The 15,366-nt window shown below is 71.1% G+C and carries 19 protein-coding genes and 1 tRNA gene; 10 read left to right on the top strand and 10 right to left on the bottom strand.

The window, feature by feature from the left end:
- The first annotated feature begins 30 nt into the window (after nt 1-30).
- The 5 genes from PV342_RS14810 to PV342_RS14790 all read left to right on the top strand — a co-directional run bounded on the left by PV342_RS14810 (nt 31) and on the right by PV342_RS14790 (nt 2,925).
- Nucleotides 31-456: a M67 family metallopeptidase gene (locus PV342_RS14810; RefSeq protein WP_018564033.1), complete on the top strand. Its 426-nt coding sequence runs from the start codon at nt 31-33 to the stop codon at nt 454-456.
- A gap of 66 nt (nt 457-522) precedes the next feature.
- Complete coding sequence (locus PV342_RS14805; RefSeq protein WP_322975702.1) at nt 523-627, top strand: putative leader peptide; 105 nt, start codon at nt 523-525, stop codon at nt 625-627.
- A 62-nt stretch (nt 628-689) separates the two neighbouring features.
- The gene (locus tag PV342_RS14800) at nt 690-995 is read left to right on the top strand and encodes a MoaD/ThiS family protein (RefSeq protein ID WP_386990849.1); all 306 of its coding nucleotides are present in this window, start codon (nt 690-692) and stop codon (nt 993-995) included.
- Entirely contained in the window at nt 995-1,945 is a 951-nt protein-coding gene (locus tag PV342_RS14795; RefSeq protein ID WP_386990850.1) for a PLP-dependent cysteine synthase family protein, read from the top strand. Before PV342_RS14800 ends, PV342_RS14795 begins: the two co-directional genes overlap by 1 nt.
- Before the next feature lie 227 nt (nt 1,946-2,172).
- A complete protein-coding gene (locus PV342_RS14790) occupies nt 2,173-2,925 on the top strand; it encodes an MBL fold metallo-hydrolase (protein ID WP_018564029.1) in 753 nt (250 codons plus the stop codon).
- A gap of 87 nt (nt 2,926-3,012) precedes the next feature.
- Here PV342_RS14790 and PV342_RS14785 read toward each other — a convergent pair whose 3' ends face one another.
- Nucleotides 3,013-4,266: a PTS transporter subunit EIIC gene (locus PV342_RS14785; protein WP_500317397.1), complete on the bottom strand. Its 1,254-nt coding sequence runs from the start codon at nt 4,264-4,266 to the stop codon at nt 3,013-3,015.
- Between the two features lie 120 nt (nt 4,267-4,386).
- The gene (locus PV342_RS14780) at nt 4,387-5,715 is read right to left on the bottom strand and encodes a PTS transporter subunit EIIC (protein WP_400805515.1); all 1,329 of its coding nucleotides are present in this window, start codon (nt 5,713-5,715) and stop codon (nt 4,387-4,389) included.
- A gap of 139 nt (nt 5,716-5,854) precedes the next feature.
- Here PV342_RS14780 and PV342_RS14775 point away from each other — a divergent pair, with 139 nt between their 5' ends.
- From PV342_RS14775 to rdgB, 4 genes are all read left to right on the top strand, one after another.
- Complete coding sequence (locus PV342_RS14775; protein ID WP_018564026.1) at nt 5,855-6,088, top strand: PTS sugar transporter subunit IIB; 234 nt, start codon at nt 5,855-5,857, stop codon at nt 6,086-6,088.
- Between the two features lie 98 nt (nt 6,089-6,186).
- The gene (rph, locus tag PV342_RS14770; protein ID WP_386990854.1) at nt 6,187-6,933 is read left to right on the top strand and encodes a ribonuclease PH; all 747 of its coding nucleotides are present in this window, start codon (nt 6,187-6,189) and stop codon (nt 6,931-6,933) included.
- Nucleotides 6,934-6,989: 56 nt separating this feature from the next.
- Entirely contained in the window at nt 6,990-7,385 is a 396-nt protein-coding gene (locus tag PV342_RS14765) for a hypothetical protein (RefSeq protein ID WP_018564024.1), read from the top strand.
- A 15-nt stretch (nt 7,386-7,400) separates the two neighbouring features.
- On the top strand, nt 7,401-8,009 hold the full coding sequence (gene rdgB, locus PV342_RS14760; protein ID WP_361798530.1) for an RdgB/HAM1 family non-canonical purine NTP pyrophosphatase: 609 nt from the start codon (nt 7,401-7,403) through the stop codon (nt 8,007-8,009).
- A 52-nt stretch (nt 8,010-8,061) separates the two neighbouring features.
- On the opposite strand, the gene PV342_RS14755 is transcribed toward rdgB, so the two are convergent.
- From PV342_RS14755 to PV342_RS14720, 8 genes are all read right to left on the bottom strand, one after another.
- A tRNA-Leu gene (locus PV342_RS14755) sits at nt 8,062-8,148 on the bottom strand.
- Nucleotides 8,149-8,196: 48 nt separating this feature from the next.
- On the bottom strand, nt 8,197-8,868 hold the full coding sequence (locus PV342_RS14750) for an HNH endonuclease signature motif containing protein (RefSeq protein WP_500317393.1): 672 nt from the start codon (nt 8,866-8,868) through the stop codon (nt 8,197-8,199).
- Nucleotides 8,865-9,509 (bottom strand): HNH endonuclease signature motif containing protein, encoded by a 645-nt coding sequence (locus PV342_RS14745; RefSeq protein ID WP_400805510.1) that lies wholly within the window; start codon nt 9,507-9,509, stop codon nt 8,865-8,867. The genes PV342_RS14750 and PV342_RS14745 overlap by 4 nt, the downstream gene beginning before the upstream one ends.
- Before the next feature lie 138 nt (nt 9,510-9,647).
- On the bottom strand, nt 9,648-10,505 hold the full coding sequence (locus tag PV342_RS14740; protein ID WP_400805508.1) for a fumarylacetoacetate hydrolase family protein: 858 nt from the start codon (nt 10,503-10,505) through the stop codon (nt 9,648-9,650).
- Between the two features lie 58 nt (nt 10,506-10,563).
- Nucleotides 10,564-11,235: a YidC/Oxa1 family membrane protein insertase gene (locus PV342_RS14735; protein ID WP_500317390.1), complete on the bottom strand. Its 672-nt coding sequence runs from the start codon at nt 11,233-11,235 to the stop codon at nt 10,564-10,566.
- A gap of 107 nt (nt 11,236-11,342) precedes the next feature.
- Nucleotides 11,343-11,666: a DUF6412 domain-containing protein gene (locus PV342_RS14730; RefSeq protein WP_386990867.1), complete on the bottom strand. Its 324-nt coding sequence runs from the start codon at nt 11,664-11,666 to the stop codon at nt 11,343-11,345.
- 149 nt (nt 11,667-11,815) lie between these two features.
- A complete protein-coding gene (locus PV342_RS14725) occupies nt 11,816-12,316 on the bottom strand; it encodes a sortase domain-containing protein (protein WP_500317465.1) in 501 nt (166 codons plus the stop codon).
- Nucleotides 12,317-12,543: 227 nt separating this feature from the next.
- A complete protein-coding gene (locus PV342_RS14720) occupies nt 12,544-13,851 on the bottom strand; it encodes a DUF445 domain-containing protein (protein ID WP_500317388.1) in 1,308 nt (435 codons plus the stop codon).
- Nucleotides 13,852-14,024: 173 nt separating this feature from the next.
- Between PV342_RS14720 and PV342_RS14715 the strand changes: the two genes are divergently transcribed.
- The gene (locus tag PV342_RS14715) at nt 14,025-15,350 is read left to right on the top strand and encodes an SGNH/GDSL hydrolase family protein (protein ID WP_400805504.1); all 1,326 of its coding nucleotides are present in this window, start codon (nt 14,025-14,027) and stop codon (nt 15,348-15,350) included.
- Nucleotides 15,351-15,366 lie beyond the last annotated feature (16 nt).

Raw genomic sequence — 15,366 nt, 5'->3', positions numbered from 1 at the left:
CCGAACGCGCACCCCTTTATCCTGACGACCATGCTGACCATCACCCGTGCCCTGCACGACGCACTCGTCGCCCACGCGCGCGCCGACCACCCGGACGAGGCCTGCGGAGTGATCGCGGGACCGGCCGGCGCCGGCCGGCCCGAACGGCACATCCCGATGCTCAACGCGGCCCGCTCGCCCACGTTCTACGAGTTCGACTCCACCGACCTGCTGAGGCTCTACCGCGAACTCGACGACCGCGACGAGGAGCCGGTGGTCATCTACCACTCCCACACCGCCACCGAGGCCTACCCCTCGCGCACCGACATCTCCTACGCCAACGAGCCCGGCGCCCACTACGTGCTGGTCTCCACCGCCGACACCGACGACGCCGGCCCCTTCCAGTTCCGCTCGTTCCGCATCCTGGACGGCGAGGTCACCGAGGAGCCCGTCGAGATCGTCGACTCCTACATCTGAGACGTCACGGTCCGTATCGTGGGACGCCCATCTCTGGAGCCCCGGGGGAATCGATACGATGACCCCATGGTTTCCCTCGACGTGAGCGACAAGGCGCCGGGCACGCTGCTCGTGGCGCGGCTGCACGTCGACCTGTGCCGCCTCGCCAGCGCGGCATGTCCGTGCGCCTGAGCACCGCCAGCCCGCGCATCCCCGCCTTCCCGCCGTACTCACGCACCCCTTGGAGCCGACGCATGGCCATCGAGGTCCGCATCCCGACCATCCTCCGCACCTACACCGGCGGCGCCAAGGCCGTCGAAGGCAGCGGCAGCACCCTCGACGAACTCCTCGCCGACCTCGACATCCGCCACGCCGGCATCCGCGAGCGGATCGTCGACGCGGGCGAACTGCGGCGCTTCGTGAACGTCTACCTCAACGACGAGGACGTCCGCTTCCTCGACGGCATCGCCACCAAGCTCACCGACGGCGACAGCGTCACCATCCTCCCGGCCGTCGCGGGCGGCAGCGGCCTGCCGGCCGACCGCGTCGGCGGGCGCTGATGCGGTACGACAGCCCGCTGGCAGCCGTCGGCAACACCCCGCTGGTACGGCTGCCGCGCCTGTCCCCGTCCGCCGAGGTCTCCGTCTGGGCCAAGCTGGAGGACCGCAACCCCACAGGCTCCGTCAAGGACCGCCCGGCCCTGCACATGATCGAGCAGGCCGAGCGCGCCGGGCGCCTCACCCCCGGCTGCACCATCCTGGAACCCACCTCCGGCAACACCGGCATCTCCCTCGCCATGGCGGCCAGGCTCAAGGGCTACCGCATGGTCTGCGTCATGCCCGAGAACACCTCGTCCGAGCGGCGCGAGCTGCTCACGATGTGGGGCGCCGAGATCATCCCCTCCCCGGCCGCGGGCGGCTCCAACACCGCCGTCCGCGTCGCCAAGGAACTCGCCGCCGAGCACCCCGACTGGGTGATGCTCTACCAGTACGGCAACCCGGACAACGCCGGCGCCCACTACGCCGGCACCGGTCCCGAGATCCTCGCCGACCTCCCCTCCGTCACCCATTTCGTCGCCGGACTCGGCACCACCGGCACCCTCATGGGCGTCGGCCGCTACCTGCGCGAGAAGGTCCCCGGCGTGCGGATCGTCGCCGCCGAGCCCCGCTACGACGACCTCGTCTACGGACTGCGCAACCTCGACGAGGGTTTCATCCCCGAGCTCTACGACGAGTCCGTCCTCACCACCCGCTTCTCCGTCGGCTCCGAGGACGCCGTCCGCCGCACCCGCGAACTGCTCCAGCAGGAGGGCATCTTCGCGGGCGTCTCCACCGGAGCCGCCCTGCACGCCGCCCTCGGCGTGGCCCGCAAGGCCGAACGCGCCGGAGAACACGCCGACATCGTGTTCGTCGTCGCCGACGGCGGCTGGAAGTACCTGTCGACCGGAATCTACACCGCCGAGTCGACCGAGGCGGCCGTCGCCGCCCTGCACGGCCAGCTCTGGGCCTGACCCTCCCCCCACGGCGCCCTCGACCCGTCGGACTTCCGGCGACGAGGGCGCCGTACTGGTGATTCCGCCCACAACGGGGCTCAGCGGAGGAGCAGGCGCACGCCGTGCGCCTTACGCTCAAGGCACATGGCGGGTCGCTCCCGCCCCTCCCCCCTCCCCCTGCGGAGCGGGGGCGTCGTGGCGCGCCACCGCAAGACCCCCGGAACAATCCACGGAGGTTTCTGCACATGAAGCTCACCGTCGTCGGCTGCTCGGGTTCGTTCCCGTCCGCGGAATCGGCCTGCTCGAGCTACCTCATCGAGGCCGACGGCTTCAGGCTGCTCCTCGACATGGGCAACGGTGCCCTCGGCGAGCTGCAGCGCCACTGCGGTCTCTACGACCTCGACGCCATCCTGCTCAGCCATCTGCACGCCGACCACTGCATCGACATGTGCGTGTACTTCGTCGCCCGCTACTACCGGCACGAGGGCGGTCCCGCCCACGCCATCCCCGTCTACGGGCCCGAGGGCACCGAGCGGCGGCTGGCCGGCGCGTACGGGGACGTGCCCGACGAGAAGTGCATGAGCGAGGTCTTCGACTTCCGTACCCTCGAACCCGGCACCTTCCGCCTCGGCCCCTTCACCATCACGGCGGACGTCGTCAGCCACCCCGTCGAGGCGTACGGCTTCCGTGTCGAGCACGCCGGTCGCGCCATCACCTATTCGGGTGACACCGGTCCCTGCGACGCGCTGCAGACCCTCACCGAGGGCACCGACCTCTTCCTGTGCGAGTCCTCCTTCACGTACGGCAAGGAGGACATCCCCGATCTGCACCTCAACGGCCGCGAGGCCGGCCAGTACGCGGACCGGGCGGGCGCCGGGCGCCTGGTGCTCACCCACATCCCGCCGTGGACCGACCCGCGGATCGCCCTCGAACACGCCCGCGAGGTCTACGACGGCCCGGTCGAGGTGGCGAAGGCCGGCGCGGTCTACGAGGTCTGAGCGTCCCGCTCCCACGCCCTCCCCGAGCAGCACGAAGCCCCCGGAACCAGACGGTTCCGGGGGCTTCGACGTGTGCTCCGCCCGGCGCTACGCCTTGATGAGGTCCTCGATCTCCTCATCGGACTCGCGGCCCGGGGTGGGGAGGTTGAACCTGGTGATCGCGAAGCGGAAGACCACGTAGTAGATCGCCGCGAACACCAGGCCGATGGGGATGATCAGCCAGGGTTTCGTGTCGAGCTTCCAGTAGAGGGCGTAGTCGATCAGACCCGCCGAGAAGTTGAAGCCCGCGTGCACACCCAGCGCCCAGGTGACGGCGAGGGAGACGGCCGTCAGGACGGCGTGCACCACGTACAGCAGTGGCGCGACGAACATGAACGAGAACTCGATGGGCTCGGTGACACCCGTGACGAAGGAGGTCAGCGCGAGCGAGGTCATCATGCCCAGCACCGCCTTGCGGCGCTCGGGGCGGGCGGAGTGCGCGATCGCGAGGGCGGCCGCCGGGAGGGCGAACATCATGATCGGGAAGAAGCCGGACATGTACATGCCCGCGCTGGGGTCGCCCGCGAGGAACCTGCCGTAGTCGCCGTGCGCGACCTGGCCGGCGGCGTCGGTGAAGTCGCCCAGCTGGAACCACGCGACGGTGTTGACGAACTGGTGCATGCCGATCGGGATCAGAGCGCGGTTGACCAGTCCGAACAGACCGGCGCCGGTCGCGCCGAGGCTCGTCATCCACTCGCCGAAGTTGCCGATGCCGTCGCCGATTGGCTCCCAGACCAGGCCGAAGAAGACGCCGACGATGATGCCGACGAACGCCATGATGATCGGCACCAGGCGGCGGCCGTTGAAGAAGCCGAGCCAGTCGACCAGTTTGGTGCGGTGGTACCGCTGCCACAGGACGGCGGACAGCAGGCCCATGATGATGCCGCCGAGGACGCCGGGATTGTTGTACGTCGCTGCTATGTCCGCGCCGGCCTGGACCTTGGCCTCGGTGACCGGGAAGGCTTCCAGCACCTTGCTGTAGACCAGGAATCCGACGACGGCCGCCAGTGCCGTCGAGCCGTCGGCCTTCTTGGCGAAGCCGATGGCCACGCCCACGCAGAAGAGCAGCGGCAGCGCGCCGGTGAGGGCACCGCCCGCCTTGTCGAAGACGGACGCGACCTTGTCCCAGCCGAGGCCCTCCGCGCCGAATACGTCGGGCTGGCCCAGCCGGACCATGAGGCCCGCCGCGGGCAGGACGGCGATCGGCAGCTGCAGGCTGCGGCCGACCTTCTGCAGGCCCTGGAAAAGGCCGGAGCCCCGCTTCTTCGCTGCGGGGGCCGCCGATGCGGTGGCGGTTGTCATGGGGGGTCCTCCTGGTCTAAACCACCGAGTGGTGTAGACCAGTATTAACATGTAAGCAACGCGTCAAGGAAAGCTTCCTCCGGTGTGGTCTAGACCACAATCCCGAGCGTGGCCCCCCGGCTACGCCTTGACGTTGTCCCGTTCCATCCCCTCCGCGACCTCCTCCGGCTCACGCCCCGGCGTCGCCAGGTCGAACCTGGTGATCACGAAGCGGAACAGCGCGTAGTACACCGCCGCGAAGACCAGCCCGATCGGGACGATCAGCCACGGCTTCGTCGCAAGGTTCCAGTTGATGACGTAGTCGATCAGCCCCGCCGAGAACGTGAACCCGTCGTGCACGCCCAGGCCCCACGTCACCGCCATGGAAACCCCGGTCAGCACCGCGTGGATCGCGTACAGCGCCGGCGCGATGAAGAGGAACGAGTACTCGATCGGCTCGGTGATGCCCGTCACGAACGAGGTCAGCGCCACCGACAGCATCAGCCCCCCGACCTCCTTGCGGCGGGACGGACGCGCGCAGTGCGTGATCGCCAGGGCCGCGGCCGGCAGGGCGAACATCATGATCGGGAAGAACCCCGAGGTGAACTGCCCGGCCGTCGGGTCACCCTGCAGGAAGCGGTTGATGTCCCCGTGCACCACCGTCCCGTCCGGCTTGGTGAAACTGCCGAACTGGAACCACACGAAGACATTGAGGAACTGGTGCAGCCCCACCGTCAGCAGCGCCCGGTTCGCCACCCCGAAGATCCCCGCCCCGTACGAGCCCAGGTCCGTGAGCCACTGGCTGAACGCCGTGAGCCCGGCGCCGATCGGCGGCCAGACGAACACGCACATCACCGCGAAGACGATCGCGACGAACGCCATGACGATCGGCACGAGCCGGCGCCCGTTGAAGAAGCCCAGCCAGTCCACCAGCTTCGTGCGGTGGTAGCGCTGCCAGAAGAAGGCGGTCAGCAGCCCGATCACGATCCCGCCGAACACCCCCGGGTTCTGGTACGCCGCGGGCGCCGCCTGCGCCGGCGTCCCCGGCGGGATGCAGGCCCCGCTGATGGTGCTCGTCGCCAGGAAGACCGTCCCCTTCGGGCAGTCCTGCGGGAACTGGTGCAGCACCCCGTAGTAGACGAGGAAACCCGCGACCGCGGCCAGCGCCGTCGAGCCGTCGGCCTTCTTCGCCATGCCGATCGCGACACCCACCGCGAACAGCAGCGGCAGCCCCAGCGAACCGTCCAGCAGGGCGCCGCCCGCGCCGTCGAAGACATCGGCCACCGCGTTCCAGCCCAGGCCCTGGGGGCCGAAGACGTCGTCCTGGCCCAGCCGGTTCAAGATGCCCGCCGCCGGCAGCACCGCGATCGGCAACTGCAGACTGCGCCCCATCTTCTGCAGCCCCTGGAACAGCACGGAACCCCGCGTCCGGCTCGGACGCGGGGCGGCCGCGGCAGCGTCCGAACCCATGGGAGCACCTCCCGGCAGGTAATGTGGTGTAGACCAGTTGCGGCGCGGCTGGGACACTCATGCATCCCCGCAAAACCGGTCCACCACTGCATTACGGTGTGAAATCGGACCGAACGGCCGAGACCAACCAGGAGTACAGATGGCCAGCAAGGCAGAGAAGATCGTCGCCGGGCTCGGCGGGCTCGACAACATCGAAGAGGTCGAGGGCTGCATCACCCGTCTCCGCACCGAGGTCAAGGACGCCTCGCTCGTCGACGAGGCCGCGCTCAAGGCCGCCGGAGCCCACGGCGTCGTCAAGATGGGCACCGCCATCCAGGTCGTCATCGGCACCGACGCCGACCCCATCGCCGCCGACATCGAGGACATGATGTGACCCGGCACTGACCGCCGGACCACCCCCACCTCACCCGCAAGGGGCCCGTTCCCGGACCGGCACGGGCCCCGGGCCGCGCTACGACTAGGCTCGATGCCATGTCTCGTATCGACGGCCGCACCCCCGAAGAGCTCCGCCCCGTCACCATCCAGCGCGGCTGGAGCAAGCACGCCGAGGGATCCGTCCTCGTCTCCTTCGGCGACACCAAAGTCCTCTGCACCGCCTCCGTCACCGAGGGCGTCCCCCGCTGGCGCAAGGGCAGCGGCGAAGGCTGGGTCACCGCCGAGTACGCCATGCTGCCCCGCTCCACCAACACCCGCGGCGACCGCGAGTCCGTCCGCGGCAAGATCGGCGGCCGCACCCACGAGATCAGCCGCCTTATCGGCCGCTCCCTGCGCGCCGTCATCGACTACAAGGCGCTCGGCGAGAACACCGTCGTCCTCGACTGCGACGTCCTCCAGGCCGACGGCGGCACCCGCACCGCCGCCATCACCGGCGCCTACGTCGCCCTCGCCGACGCCGTCACCTGGATGCACGGCCGCAAACTCGTCCGTGCCAAGGCCCAGCCCCTCAGCGACACCGTCAGCGCCGTCAGCGTCGGCATCATCGACGGCATCCCCATGCTCGACCTCTGCTACGAGGAGGACGTCCGCGCGGAGACCGACATGAACGTCGTCTGCACCGGCGACGGCCGCTTCGTCGAGGTCCAGGGCACCGCCGAGGGTCAGCCCTTCGACCGCAAGGAACTCAACAACCTCCTCGACCTCGCCGTCGCCGGCTGCGCCGAACTCGACGCACTTCAGCGCGCCGCCCTCGTCGAACTCGAACAGATCACCAAGGGCTGACAAAGAAAAGGTCTGCAAAGCGCAACTTCAGGACGGCGTGGTGCGTAAGTAAAGGTATGCACCCACGCACCCGCCGTCTCGCGGCGCTCGCCATCGCGGCCGCCCTCGGCACCACCGCCCTCATCGGCTGCAGCGCCGTCGACGCCGTCGACAAAGCCCTCGACTGCGCCAACGTCGCAGCCCAGGTCGCCACCGACGTCCAGAACCTGCAGAACGCCGTCAGCAACGCCGGCAACAGCCCACAGGACGCCGCCAACGCCCTCGACCAGATCGCCGACCACCTCGCCGACCTCGGCGACAAGACCGGCAACGCCGACGTCAACACCGCCGTCGACAACCTCCAGCAGGCCGTCGAGAACGCACAGAAGGCCGCCGAGAACGGCGACGTCCCCGACATCACCCCCGTCGCAGACGCCGCATCCGAACTCTCCAAGGTCTGCACCCCCGGCTGACGGGATAATCGGACCATGCCGCACACCCGCCTGGTCCTCGCCACCCGCAACGCCCACAAGGTCGCCGAACTCCACGCCATCCTGGCCGACGCCGGACTCGGCGTGGAGCTCGTCGGCGCCGACGCCTACCCCGAAATCCCCGACGTCCGCGAGACCGGAGTCACCTTCGCCGAGAACGCCCTCCTCAAGGCCCACGCCCTCGCCCAGGCCACCGGCCTCCCCGCCGTCGCAGACGACTCCGGCCTCTGCGTCGACGTCCTCGGCGGCGCCCCCGGCATCTTCTCCGCCCGCTGGGCCGGCAAGCACGGCGACGACCGCGCCAACCTCGAACTCCTCCTCGCCCAGCTCTCCGACATCGACACCCCGCACCGCGCCGCCCACTTCATGTGCGCCGCCGCCCTCGCCCTCCCCGACGGCACCGAACGCGTCGTCGAGGGCCGCCTCCTGGGCACGCTGCGCTTCGAACCGCACGGCACGAACGGCTTCGGCTACGACCCGATCCTCCAGCCGCTGGGGGAGTCCCGGACCTGCGCCGAACTCACCGCGGAGGAGAAGAACGCCATCAGCCACCGCGGCCAGGCCTTCCGGGCGCTGGTGCCGGTGGTGCGGGAACTGGTGGGGTGAGTGTCCACAGACGTGGCCTGCGTATCCATTTCTTGGATTCGCAGGCCACGAATGGTGCGGCGGAAGGGATTCGAACCCTCAAGCCCGATCAAGGGCCACAGATCCTAAGTCTGCTGCGTCGCCTCTGCGCCACCGCCGCTAGCCGCCACCCATGGTAACGGGTGGCGGCTGCGGGATCGCATACGGTTTACGGGCTCGTAGTGCGTCGGCCCCCTCGGCACCATGTGTCGGTGACGGCATGGCAGTTCGGGCACAGCAGACGCAGGTTCTCGGCCCGGTCGTCCAGCCGGTCGCCGTTGATGTGATCCACTTCCAAGGTCATCGGTCTGCCGAGCCAGCTTTCACCGGTGCCGCATTGCGCGCACCGGGAGGGCGTGCCGATGTCCGCGAGGGCCCTTCGCAGCAGCACGGCTTTGGTGCGGTAGCCGTCGGTGCGGGCGACCAGGATGGCGGACGCGGGCTTCCTGGCGTTGGGGCCGTTCTTGTTTCCGTGCGCCTGCCCGAGGAAGTGGTCGGTGTCCAGTCCGTCCGCGGCCAGCCATGTGCGCAGCATGGCGCGTGTTCGGGTGTTGTCGGGCCTGCCGAGCCGGCGGAGGGTTTCGGCCACGGAGATGGAATGTGCCACTGCCGCCGCGCGGAGCTCCTCGGGCGTGGGGCGGGGGCGCTTGCGGCCTCTGCCGGAAGTGGGCGTGCCGAAATGGGAGATGTCGATGCCGAAGTCCGCAAATCGCTTCTCCAGGTAGCGGTGCAGCTTTCCGTACGGGGTCCTGCCGAGGAACGCCACGACCTCCTTCATGGAGCGGCATCGTGCGGCAGCCGACTCGAGCAGTTCGCGCGTGTACGGGGCCCCGACGTTCACCGGACCACGCGCCGGTCGCGCCGTTTGCCCCGGCCCCGGTAGGTGTCCGTCGTCGCATGGCAGTTGGGACAGAGCAGGCGGAGATTGGCCAGGCGGTTGTCCCGCCAGTTGCCGTCCAGGTGATCGACCTCCAGGGGCAGTGGCCGACCGCACCACATGGGCTCGGTTCCGCAGAGGGCGCAGCGCTCGGCGAGGCCCCGGGCCAGCATCGCCCGCTTGAGCCGGTCACTGTGCACACGCCGGGCCGTGGCCGCTTCCTGCCGGACCAGGATCTCGTCGTGTGACCGCCGACCCGGCCCACGCGGTCTGGTGACGAAATGCGAGGTGTCGATGCCGAATCCGCGAATGCGCCGGCTGATGTGGGTGTGCTGGCCCCCTACGACCTCCACTCCCAGACGGTGCAGCACTTCGTACATGTTGGCCGATGCGGCGACTGCTTCGGCGAGGAGCTCACGTGTCCAGCGACCGCCTTCCCGCTCGAAGTGCGAGGTGTCCACGCCCATGCGTCTCATCCGCTCCCGCAGGTAACCGCGCGTCGGGCTTCTGGGGTCCACGCCCAGTCTTCTCAGCATCTCGGACAGCGTCCGTGACGACGCCGCCGCTTCGGCCAGCAGCTCACGGGTGTAGGGGCTTGCGGGCATTGATATCCCTCCATGCGATTATGTGTTGCACTTTCGCACGTTTTAACGACCCGCTTGTACGACGGTTACGCCGACCGGGATACGGCGAAGGGCGCCCGGCGTGTCGTGCCGGGCGCCCTTCGGTGTGGGTGGGGGAGGCTACGCGTCCTTGAGGGCCTGGCGCTGGTGCCCGAGGCCGTCGATCTCGAGCTCGACGACGTCACCGGCCCGGAGGTAGGGCTTGGGCTCGGGGCGGCCGAGGGCGACGCCGGCCGGGGTGCCGGTGTTGATGACGTCGCCGGGGTAGAGGGTCATGAACTGGCTGACGTAGCGGACGACTTCGGCGACCGGGAAGATCTGCTCGGCCGTGGTGCCGTCCTGCTTGAGGTCGCCGTTGACCCACAGCCGCAGGCCCAGCGCCTGGGGGTCGGGGATCTCGTCGGCGGTGACCAACCAGGGGCCGAGGGGATTGAAGGTCTCGCAGTTCTTGCCCTTGTCCCACTGGCCGCCGCGCTCGATCTGGAAGGCGCGTTCGGACACGTCGTGGGAGACGGCGTAGCCTGCCACGGCGGCGAGGGCCTCCGCGTCGTCGGCGGCGTAGCGCAGTTCGCGGCCGATGACGACGGCGAGTTCGACCTCCCAGTCGGTCTTGAGGCTGCCGCGGGGGACGAGGACGGTGTCGTCGGGGCCGACGACGGTGTCGGGGGCCTTCATGAACAGGATGGGCTCGTCGGGGACGGCGGCGCCGGTCTCGCGGGCGTGGTCGTGGTAGTTGAGGCCGATGCAGACGATCTTGCCGATGCGGCCGAGCGGGGGGCCGACGCGCAGGTCCGCGGGGTCGAGGGCGGGGAGGGTGCCGTCGGCGGCCGCGGTGCGGATGCGGGTGAGGGCGTCCGTGTCGGCGAGCAGGGGGCCGTCGATGTCGGGGGTGAGGGCGGACAGGTCGCGCAGGGTGCCGTCCTGGTCGAGCAGGGCCGGGCGTTCGGCTCCGGCGGGGCCGACTCGCAGCAGCTTCACAAGACTCTCCGGGTGTGGTCGGGGGTGGCGGTGGTCAGGGCCTTGGCCGTGTGGGGGGTCATGTCCGATGGGGGCGGTCATCGGAGGTCTTGGTTGATCCTCCAGCGGCGGGGGTGGCGTCCGCAACCCCTTGGCCATGGTGTGGACGGTGGAGCCAGGCGCGTTCGGCGGCGGTCCAGGCGGTGGAGGTGGCGATGTAGAGCCCGGCGGCCGGGGGGACGAGCGCGGCGGTGACGAGGGTGCCGAAGGAGAGCAGCGGGAGGTGCTTGGCGAGGCCTTCGGCGTCGGGGGCGGCCTTGCGGGCGCGGCGGTAGGTCCAGCAGGCGACGGCGGCGACCGCGACGAGGACGGCGGCGTGCAGGGCACCGCCCTCGGTGGCGGCGATCCGGGCGGTGGAGGAGGCGTGGTAGAGCACGAAGAAGGCGGGGAGTTGCAGGAGGGTCGGCAGGATGCCGGCGAAGGGGGAGGAGTCTTCCCGGGTGTGGAGGGCGGTGAGGGCGCGCTGGAGTTCCCGGGGGTCGTGCGCGTGCTTGCGGCGCAGTTCGGCGACGCGTGGGGCGAGGGCGGCGCGGGCCTTCTCGCCGCGGGCGGCGGCGCGGGCGAGGGGGTGGAGGGCGAGGCGTACGAGGAGGGTGACGAGGACGATCGCGGCGGCGGGTGCCGCGGCGTGTCCGGTGAGGGGGGTGAGGGCGTGGGTGAGGCCGAGCAGGGCGTGCGTGAACACGGACATGGGGGTGGGACCCTCCGCGGGTGTCGTCGTGCCGGTCGGAATGGGCGCGGCGTGACGGGGCGCGGTGGGGCAGCGGGTGCCGTGGTGCGGTGGCGGTGGTGTTGCCCCTAGGCGGCCGTCGGGAGGGGGCGGCCGGGGGCCCTGGGGCGTGGGCGGCCGGAGGCGTCGGGGTCGCGCTGGGGGAGGAAGGCGGTGCGGTGTTCGCGGTCGCGCAGCGCGGTGCGGACGCGTCCGCGGGGTACGGGGGCTGCGGTGGCCGCGAGGCGGAGGGCGCTGCCGAGCAGGAGGGCGACGGCGGCGGTGGTCGCGGCGGCGGCGACGGTGGCGGTGAGCCCGGTGTGGGTGAGCAGGAGGCCGGTGAGCAGGAGCAGGAGCGCGCTGCCGTGCAGGCGTGCGGCAGCGGCGGTGCTGCGTGCGGTGCTGCGGATCACTCGGGCTGCTCCTTTCGTTCGTTCCGCTGGGGATGACGTACGGGGGGTCAGCGTGGTTCCGCGGCGGCGAGTCCGCCCCGGACGACGAGGCGGTGGGTGGAGGTGAGTTCGGGGTGCAGGTGGCGAGGGGATGTAGTGGCCGCGGCCGGTCATGTGGCGGCGGGGGTGGACGGTGCTGTGGGGGACGGGGGCGATGACGGTGCCGCCGGCGGCGGTGGTGCGGGGGATGGTCGGCCGGACGACGTAGGTGTAGCGCGTGGTGGCGGTTTCGACGACGAGGGTGTCGCCGGGGCGGAGGCGTCGATGCGGCGGAAGGGTTCGCCGTGGGTGTTGCGGTGGCCGGCGAGGGCGAAGTCGCCGGGTTGTCCGGGCTGGGTGGTGTGCGGATAGTGGCCGGCGTATCCGTGGTCGAGGACCTTGGCGCGGCTGATGCCCTCGGCGATGGGGGGCGGTGACGCCGATGCGGGGGATGCGGAGGACGGCGGGAGGGCCGCGGGGTGCCGGTGCCGGTGCCGGTGCGTGTGCGGCCGGTGGTGCGGGTGTGGTCGTCGGGGGCGGCGCGGTTGCCGACCCGAGGATTGGTCCGATGTCTCTGGGGTGGGGGTGGCGTGGGTGCCGGGGCGGCCCCATCGGCGTTCCAGGGTGGTCACGCGGTCCGTGGCGGCGGCGTGTGCCCTCAGGTCGGTCCACCGCAGCTGATGGGCGACGAGCAGCAGCAGGACGGCGCCGAGGGTGAGGGCGGCTTCGCCGACGCCCCACGGCGCGCGCGTCCATGCCGGCGCGGCGGGGCGGGGTGGGGGCGGGCATGCCGGCACGGTAGATGGCGCAGCGTCAGATCCCCGGGCCCCGACCCCGCCCGCATCGCGCCGCGGCCCCGCTACCCCGCGAAGAGCCGGGACACGGAGTAGATGACCAGACCCGCCAGGGCGCCGACGACGGTGCCGTTGATCCGGATGAACTGCAGGTCGCGTCCGACGTTGGCCTCGATCTTGCGGGTGGTCTGCTCCGGGTCCCAGCCGGCGATGGTGTCGGTGATCAGCGCGGTGATCTCGTCCCGGTAGGTGGAGACCACGTAGACGGCGGCGTCCTCCAGCCAGCCGTCGATCTTGGCGGTCAACCGGGGGTCCTCCGTCATCCGCGCGCCCAGGGACAGCAGTGAGGCCCGGGCGCGCAGCCGCAGTTCGCTGCGCTCGTCCTCGGCCGCGGCGACGATCATGCCGCGGACCGATCCCCACGCGGACTCGATGAGATCCTGGACCTCGTTGCGGGCGATCAGGTCCTTCTTGAGCCGCTCGACGCGGGCCCGGGTGTCGGGGTCGGACTGCAGCTCGTCGGCGAAGTCGGCCAGGAAGCGGTCGATCGCCTCGCGGGCGGGGTGCTCCGGCATGTCCCGCATCTCCGCGGTGAAGCGCACGAGTTCCTTGTAGACGCGTTCGCCGACCCGGCGGTCCACGAAGCGCGGGGTCCAGCCGGGAGCGCCGCCCTGGACGGCGTGCATCACCGAGTCGGAGTGCTCGACCAGCCAGTCGTGGGCGCGGATGCAGACCAGGTCGACCACCCGCCGGTGCCCGCCGTCGGCGACGACGCGCTCCAGCATCTTCCCAATGCCGGGGGCGATCTCCTGGGCGTCGGCGCGCCGGGTGATGGCCTCGCCGACCACCGCCTGGACGTCCGAGTCGCGCAGCACGGTCAGGGCGCCGCGCAGCGCCGCGGCGCCCTGTTCGGTGACGCGGTCGGCGTGCTCGGGGTGTTCCAGCCAGGTGCCGAGGCGCCGGGCGATGCCGACCTTGCGCAGCCGGGTGCGGACGACCTGCGGGGACAGGAAGTTCTCGCCGACGAAGTCGCCGAGGGTGCGGCCGAGCGCGTCCTTCTTCGTGGGGATGATCGCGGTGTGCGGGATGGGCAGGCCGAGGGGCCTGCGGAAGAGCGCGGTCACCGCGAACCAGTCGGCGAGCGCGCCGACCATGCCCGCCTCGGCGGCCGCCGCGACATAGCCGGACCACGCGCCGGCCCCCGCCGACTCGGCCCATCTGGCCAGCGCGTAGACCGCGGTGGCCACCAGCAGCAGGCCGGTGGCGATCACCTTCATACGTCGTACGCCGCGCCGCCGGCCCTCGTCGGCGGGGCTGTACGAGAACGCCGGAGTCGGGTCTTGGTCCGATCCGGTCACCGGAGCCGTTTTCATCCGCCGCATCCACTCCTTCCGCGTATCGTCCACACCACACTCTTCGAGTGGAACGAACAACGAGTTCCCGGCGTCCGACAATGCAGACGGGCAGGCCCGACGCCTCCATGGGATCATGGCGGCAGCGGATCGCGCCGGTTTCCCGCCCTTTGATCCCAGGAGTGAAGCACCGCATGGCCAGATCGACGGGTTATGCACTGCTCGCCGGAATTGTCGCGCTGGCCGCGGTCATCTCCGCCGCGATCCTCGTCACCGCCGGCCGTACCGACGCCTCCGGCCGCTCCGGCGGGCCCCTCGCGGCGGCCGGAATGCCCGGCGTACCCAACCAGGCGGCGCCCGCGGCGTCCGGTTCGTGGGTGGGCACCTGGTCGACGTCCCCGGTGGGCGGCGAGCCGAACGTGCCGGACGGCTACGCGGGGTGGTCGATCCGCAACGTGGTGCACACCAGTGTCGGCGGCACCTCGGCACGCATCCACCTCTCCAACCTCTTCGGCCGCACCCCGCTGCAGATCGGCCGGGCGACGGTCGCCGTCGCGGCGGCCCCGGGGTCGCCGGCGGCGGCGCGCGGCACGATGCGGTCGCTGACCTTCGGCGGGGGGACGCAGGTGCGGATCCCCGCGGGCGGCAGCGTCGTCAGCGATCCCGTGCGCCTGGCCGTTCCGCAGTCGGCGGACCTGCTGGTGACGACGTACACCCCGCAGGTCTCGGGCCCGGTGACGTACCACCCGCGGGCGCAGCAGACCTCGTTCATGGCGTTCGGCGAGCGCGCCGCGCGCACCGACGGCGCCGCGTACACCACGCGGACCCCGTACTGGCGTTACGTCACGGGCGTGGACGTCTTCACGCGGCAGGCGGCCGGGTCGGTGGTGCTGTTCGGCGACTCGATCACCGACGGCATCACGTCCACCCCGGGCGCGAACCACCGCTGGCCGGACCGTCTGGCGACGCGGCTGCGCGGTTCCGGGGACCGGGGGCTGCGGCTCGGCGTCCTCAACCAGGGGATCAGCGGCAACCGGGTGCTGCGCGACGGCGAGAACGGCGGCAATCCCAGCGGCCTGAGCCGCCTCGAACGTGACGCGCTGTCCCAGACCGGTGTCCGTACGCTCGTCGTGGAGCTGGGCATCAACGACGTGCTGCGGCCGCCGCAGCGGACCGGCGCGCGGGAGATCGTCTCCGGGCTGCGGGAGATCGTGGCGCGCGGTCGCGAGCGCGGGCTGCGGGTGCTGGGCGCCACGCTGGCCCCGTGCGGGGGCCACGCCGGATACAACGCGCACACCGAGGCGGTGCGGCAGCAGGTGAACGCCGCGATCCGGGCGGGCACGGTGTTCGACGAGGTGATCGACTTCGACCGGGCGCTGCGCGACCCGAACCGCCCCTCCGCGCTGCTGCCCGCCTACGACTCCGGCGACCACCTGCACCCCAGTGACGCCGGTTTCCTGCGCATGGCGGAGACTGTGCAGTTGTCGCTGCTCAAGGGCGGCGCGGCGGCCAAGGTGTGACGAGTACGGACGGACG

Origin of the sequence: Streptomyces sp. PA03-3a, assembly GCF_033792735.1 — a bacterium.
Lineage (GTDB): Bacteria > Actinomycetota > Actinomycetes > Streptomycetales > Streptomycetaceae > Actinacidiphila.
The sequence above is the reverse complement of the archived record's forward strand: the minus strand, read 5'-3'. Positions and strand labels throughout refer to the sequence as shown.

What these genes read in the sequence shown, in the direction of transcription:
- PV342_RS14800 (WP_386990849.1), top strand. Translation starts at nt 690, where the DNA reads ATGGCCATCGAGGTCCGCATCCCGACCATCCTCCGCACCTACACCGGC.
- rph (WP_386990854.1), top strand. Translation starts at nt 6,187, where the DNA reads ATGTCTCGTATCGACGGCCGCACCCCCGAAGAGCTCCGCCCCGTCACC.
- PV342_RS14775 (WP_018564026.1), top strand. Translation starts at nt 5,855, where the DNA reads ATGGCCAGCAAGGCAGAGAAGATCGTCGCCGGGCTCGGCGGGCTCGAC.
- PV342_RS14745 (WP_400805510.1), bottom strand. Translation starts at nt 9,509, where the DNA reads ATGCCCGCAAGCCCCTACACCCGTGAGCTGCTGGCCGAAGCGGCGGCG.
- PV342_RS14715 (WP_400805504.1), top strand. Translation starts at nt 14,025, where the DNA reads ATGGCCAGATCGACGGGTTATGCACTGCTCGCCGGAATTGTCGCGCTG.
- PV342_RS14810 (WP_018564033.1), top strand. Translation starts at nt 31, where the DNA reads ATGCTGACCATCACCCGTGCCCTGCACGACGCACTCGTCGCCCACGCG.
- PV342_RS14805 (WP_322975702.1), top strand. Translation starts at nt 523, where the DNA reads ATGGTTTCCCTCGACGTGAGCGACAAGGCGCCGGGCACGCTGCTCGTG.
- PV342_RS14790 (WP_018564029.1), top strand. Translation starts at nt 2,173, where the DNA reads ATGAAGCTCACCGTCGTCGGCTGCTCGGGTTCGTTCCCGTCCGCGGAA.
- PV342_RS14785 (WP_500317397.1), bottom strand. Translation starts at nt 4,266, where the DNA reads ATGACAACCGCCACCGCATCGGCGGCCCCCGCAGCGAAGAAGCGGGGC.
- PV342_RS14765 (WP_018564024.1), top strand. Translation starts at nt 6,990, where the DNA reads ATGCACCCACGCACCCGCCGTCTCGCGGCGCTCGCCATCGCGGCCGCC.
- PV342_RS14795 (WP_386990850.1), top strand. Translation starts at nt 995, where the DNA reads ATGCGGTACGACAGCCCGCTGGCAGCCGTCGGCAACACCCCGCTGGTA.
- PV342_RS14720 (WP_500317388.1), bottom strand. Translation starts at nt 13,851, where the DNA reads ATGAAAACGGCTCCGGTGACCGGATCGGACCAAGACCCGACTCCGGCG.
- PV342_RS14735 (WP_500317390.1), bottom strand. Translation starts at nt 11,235, where the DNA reads ATGTCCGTGTTCACGCACGCCCTGCTCGGCCTCACCCACGCCCTCACC.
- PV342_RS14780 (WP_400805515.1), bottom strand. Translation starts at nt 5,715, where the DNA reads ATGGGTTCGGACGCTGCCGCGGCCGCCCCGCGTCCGAGCCGGACGCGG.
- rdgB (WP_361798530.1), top strand. Translation starts at nt 7,401, where the DNA reads ATGCCGCACACCCGCCTGGTCCTCGCCACCCGCAACGCCCACAAGGTC.